Origin of the sequence: Micromonospora globispora (assembly GCF_003857015.1) — a bacterium.
Taxonomy (GTDB): Bacteria; Actinomycetota; Actinomycetes; order Mycobacteriales; family Micromonosporaceae; genus Micromonospora; species Micromonospora globispora.
Genome location: NZ_QGGF01000443.1, coordinates 1 through 4625, shown reverse-complemented (window position 1 = coordinate 4625; position 4625 = coordinate 1). Strand labels below are relative to the sequence as shown.

The following is a 4625-nucleotide window of genomic DNA, read 5'->3' as shown; positions in this document are numbered from 1 at the left end:
CCTCGGCGGCGGCCGGGACGGCGGTGGGCGTGGTGCCGGACGCGGCGGGGGTTCCGGCCGCCGGGGAGTCGGCCGGAGCCGGCGCGGCGGCCGGGGTGTCAGCTGCGGAGTCGGACTGCCCGCGCTCGACGCGGGACAGCTCGGCCGTGGGATGCGACGGCTCGGCGTCGGCGGGAGCCGGCGACCGCTGCGGGTCGGTCTCGTACTCGTTCATGGATCCACCTTCTCCCTCGGCACTGCGATCAGCCTGGAATGTGCCTGAATGTTTTCTGAAAGTCACTCGCCCTGCTCGGCGACGTCCGGCAGCAGCGGCAGCCGGACCCGGAAGGTGGCCCCGCCGCCGGGGGTCTCGGTCACCTCCACGGTGCCGTGGTGAGCCGCCACCAGGGCCGCCACGATGGCCAGCCCGAGCCCGGTGCTGATCGCCCCACCGGCCCGGCGGGTACGCGCCACGTCCGCCCGGTAGAACCGCTCGAAGACCCGTTCGGCCTGCTCAGGGGTCAGCCCCGGACCGGTGTCCGCCACCTCCACCACGGCCAGGTTTCCCGGCTCGGTACGCAACCGCAGGGTCACCGAGGCGTCCGCCGGGGTGTGGGTGAGCGCGTTGGTCATCAGGTTGCCGATCACCTGCCGCAGCCGCGCGTCGTCGCCGTGCACCACCAGGTTGCCGGCGCCCGGCTCGATCTCCAGCTCGATCCGGCGATCCGGGGCGACCGCCCGGGCGGCCTGCACCGCGTCGGTGGCCAGCAGCGGCAGCTCCACCGGCCCCAGGGCGAGCGGCCGTTCCCGGTCCAGCCGGGCGAGCAGCAGCAGGTCCTCCACCAGCAGCCCCATCCGGGCCGCCTCGTCCTCGATCCGGCGGAGCAGCCCCGCGGTCTGCTCGGGGTCGCGGGCCGCGCCCTGCCGGTAGAGCTCGGCGAAGCCGCGGATGGAGGTCAGCGGGGTACGCAGCTCGTGCGAGGCGTCCGCGACGAACTGGCGCATCCGCTCCTCGGAGCGCCGGGCCCGCGCCTCGGACGCCTGCGCGGCGGCGGCCGCGTCCCGGGCACTGACCTCGGCGCTGCGCGCCGCCGCCTCGGAGGCAGCCCGGGCGGTGAAGGCCGCCTCGATCTGAGTGAGCATCGCGTTCAGCGCGCGGGAGAGTCGACCCAGCTCCGAGGTGGGGCAGGGCCGCCCCTCCTCCGGGTCGGGCACCCGCCGGCTGAGGTCGCCGCCGGCGATCGCGGCGGCGGTCTGCTCGATGTCCACCAGCGGCTTGAGGCTGGTACGGACGATCGCCGCGCCGACGGAGGCCAGGATGATCAGCACCGCGCCGCCGACCAGCAGGTCTACCCAGACCAGGCGCTTGACCGCCAGGTCGACGTCGGTGAGGTGCTGCCCCACCGCCAGCACCTGCCCGTCGGGCAGCTCTCGGTAGATCATCCGCCAGCGCTCCCGGTGATCCTGGGAGTGGACGGTGAACGGTTCCCCCTCGTCGGCCCGGAAGCCCGCCAGGTCGCGCGGGAACGGTGGCAGGTCGTCCGGCTCCAGGTTGTTCATGTCGTACAAGAGGATCTGTGTCTGCTGGTTGTCGGCGAGCGCAACCACGTAGTCGGTGGGCACCGTGGCTGAGCGGGCGGTGCCGTTCTGCAGGGCCGGTAGCACCTTGCTGAGGGTGTCGCTCGCCCCGCGCAGCTCTCCGTCGACCTGCCCGATGAGGTAGTCCCGCAGGAAGTACGTGGTCAGCGAGCTGATCACCACCAGCGCGGCGGCGACCAGCGCCAGGACGGACGCGACCAGCTTGACCCGGAGCGGAACCCCGCGGAGCCGGCCCTTCGCCTCGTGGATGACGCTCACGCCGCCGGCTTGCGGAGCACGTAGCCCACCCCGCGGAGGGTGTGGATCAGCCGGGGTTGGGTGTTGTCGACCTTCCGCCGCAGGTACGAGATGTAGGACTCGACGATGTTGTCGTCGCCCCGGAAGTCGTAGTTCCAGACGTGGTCGAGGATCTGCGCCTTGGAGAGCACCCGGTTGGCGTTGAGCATCAGGTAGCGCAGCAGCTTGAACTCGGTCGGCGAGAGCTGGACCCGCTGGCCGGCCCGGTGCACCTCGTGGGTCTCCTCGTCCAGCTCCAGGTCGGCGAAGCTGAGCCGGGACGGCGCGTGCTCACCGGTGGCGGTACGCCGCAGCACGGCCCGGATCCGGGCGGTCAGCTCCTCCAGGCTGAACGGCTTGGTGACGTAGTCGTCGCCGCCCAGGGTCAGCCCGCGGATCTTGTCGTCGGTGGCGTCCCGGGCGGTCAGGAAGACCACCGGGGTACGCGTGCCGCCCTCGCGGAGCATCCGGATGACCTCGAAGCCGTCGAGGTCGGGGAGCATCACGTCGAGCACGACCAGGTCGGGCCGGTGGTCCTTGGCGGCGTTCAGGGCGCCGCTGCCGCTGGTCGCGGTGGCAACGTCGAAGCCCGCGAAGCGCAGGCTCGCGGAGAGGAGTTCGAGGATGTTGGGGTCGTCCTCGACGACGAGCAGTCGAGCTTCGGTCTGGGTAGCCGCCATGTGCCCATCATCCGCGCTCAGCCTGCGGCCCCGCTGGGCGGTTCCTGGAAACAACCTGTGAGCGGGCGCGGGGCCGCGCGGGGTCAGCGGAGCAGCCGGCGCATCCCGTCCAGGGCGCCGTCCAGCACCCGGATCGCCGTCCGGAGCTGGGTGTCGCTGAGTCGGCCGGCCCGGACCAGCGCGCCGACCTCCACGGTGAACGCGGCCAGCCGCTGGTCGAACTCGGCGAGCAGCGGGGACTCGGCGGTCGGCGGGGTGCCGTTGGTGGCCGGTCGGGTCGGCGGTGGCTCCCACCGGGCCCGCCGGGTCTGCCGGGTGGCCTCGCGCAGCTCCCGCTTGAGGTCTCGCACCGAGCCGCGTACCTCGGTCTGGATCTCGCCGGCCAGGGCGGACAGGTCCTCCACCGAGGCGTTGATGTCCGATTCCAGGGTGGCCAGTTCGTCGGCGCGCTGCCGCAGCTCGGCCCGGCCCGCGTCGGTGATCTCGTAGACCTTGCGGCCACCGGCGGCGGTGTGGGTGACCAGACCCTCGACCTCGAGCCGCTGCAGGCGGGGATAGATGGTGCCGGCGCTCGGCGCGTACAGGCCGAGGAAGCGGTCCTCCAGCAGCCGGATCAGCTCGTACCCGTGCTTCGGGCCGTCATCGAGCAGCTTGAGCAGGTAGAGCCGGAGCCGCCCGTGACTGAACACGGCGGTCACGGCAGCTCTCCCTCGTCCTCGTCGTCGTCCACCGGGCGGGCCAGCAGCGCGATGCTGCCCGACGTCGCGGACGCCCAGAGCTTACCCTCGCCCGCGCCGAGGACCCCGTGGCTGTCCTTGACGGAGCCGAGCCCGGCGTCCCCGCGTACCTGCGGGAAGGCGCTGGTGATCCGGCCGGAGGTGGTGTGCAGCTGGACGGTGAGGTCGCTGTCCTCCCGGACCCGGACGGTGATGCTGCCGGAGATGGCGCTGAGCCGGATCTCGCTGCGTCGGGGGTTGTCCAGGTCGCAGGTGATGGCGCCGGAGACGGTGTGGGCGTGCACCCGGCCGGCGGCGCTCTCGGCGAGGATCACCTCGCCGGAGACCGTTTCCAGGGTGAGGTCGCCGGCCACCCCGAGGGCCTCGACCGGACCGGAGATGATCTTCGCGGCGGTCCGCCCGCGGAGTCCCATCAGGGTGATCTGCCCGGAGGTGACGTCGACCTGGGTGTCCCGCCGCAGGCCCGAGGCGACCAGCGAGCCGTCGATCAGGCGGAGGTCGGCCAGCACGTCGGCCGGGACGGCGATGGAGACCTCGGCCCGGAACCGGCGGCCGAGCTGACCGAGCCACCAGAGGAAGCCGGGCCAGCGCGGGCGCCGCTCGTGCCCGACGTGCAGCCGCCCGTCCCGGTGCTCGACGATGACCGGCCGCCGGCTGACCCGGGTGACGTCGATCCGGGCCGGACCGTCGGTGCCGACCACGTTGAGGCGCCCGGTGATCAGCCGGACGTCGAGCCGGGTGACCGGCCCCTCCAGGGTGAGCCGTTGCGGGCTGTCGACCGTCCAGCTGGCCATCGTGTCCTCCCCTCGGCGACGCGCCGCCGACGGCGCGTCGAGTGACGGGAGCAGCATAACGCGATACATCGCGACTGAACAAGACCGTCGCGGTGCCTTCGCGTCAGGCGGCCAGATCCAGCCCCCGCTCCGACCCGGCGGCCCGCAGGCGGGGAGGAACGCCCCGAGCGCCCACCGCCACCGGAGACGCCGGGCGCGGCCGGGCCGGGACCAGGTGCACCGCCGACTCGGCCGCCCGGGCGAGCAGTCGGCGGTCGGCACCCGCACCGGGATGCAGCGCCGCGGCGACCGACACCGTCACGGTCAGGCCCGGGGCGTCGAGCACCCGAAGGACCGAATCCCACAGGGTCTCCTCGCCGAGAAACGCGCCGGCCGTCGTCGCCGCTCCGGTGACGGCGCACCGGTAGCCGATCCGCAGCGGCACCACCGGCGCCCCCGTGTCCACCGCCGCCTGGAACATGGCCGGCCGGAAACCGCGGCCGGGCTGGCAGCCGGCCCCCTCGCCGCACCAGGTGGTGCCCGTCGGGAAGACCGGGACCGGGTGGCCGGCCTGGCTCTTA

General features: G+C 73.5%; 5 protein-coding genes and 1 pseudogene. All 6 read right to left on the bottom strand.

The features are described 5' to 3' along the window. Nucleotides 1-214: pseudogene (locus DKL51_RS23810) on the bottom strand (peptidase S1); the annotation flags it as partial. 62 nt (nucleotides 215-276) lie between these two features. Further along, a complete protein-coding gene (locus tag DKL51_RS23805; RefSeq protein ID WP_109943114.1) occupies nucleotides 277-1836 on the bottom strand; it encodes a HAMP domain-containing sensor histidine kinase in 1560 nt (519 codons plus the stop codon). Beyond that, complete coding sequence (locus DKL51_RS23800; protein ID WP_124812512.1) at nucleotides 1833-2534, bottom strand: response regulator transcription factor; 702 nt, start codon at nucleotides 2532-2534, stop codon at nucleotides 1833-1835. Before DKL51_RS23800 ends, DKL51_RS23805 begins: the two co-directional genes overlap by 4 nt. Before the next feature lie 83 nt (nucleotides 2535-2617). Continuing rightward, entirely contained in the window at nucleotides 2618-3232 is a 615-nt protein-coding gene (locus tag DKL51_RS23795; RefSeq protein WP_109943112.1) for a PadR family transcriptional regulator, read from the bottom strand. Then, complete coding sequence (locus DKL51_RS23790) at nucleotides 3229-4065, bottom strand: DUF4097 family beta strand repeat-containing protein (protein WP_109943111.1); 837 nt, start codon at nucleotides 4063-4065, stop codon at nucleotides 3229-3231. The genes DKL51_RS23795 and DKL51_RS23790 overlap by 4 nt, the downstream gene beginning before the upstream one ends. Nucleotides 4066-4168: 103 nt before the next feature. Continuing rightward, a partial coding sequence (locus DKL51_RS23785) for a lysophospholipid acyltransferase family protein (RefSeq protein ID WP_498070938.1) occupies nucleotides 4169-4625 on the bottom strand: 457 nt, incomplete at its 5' end.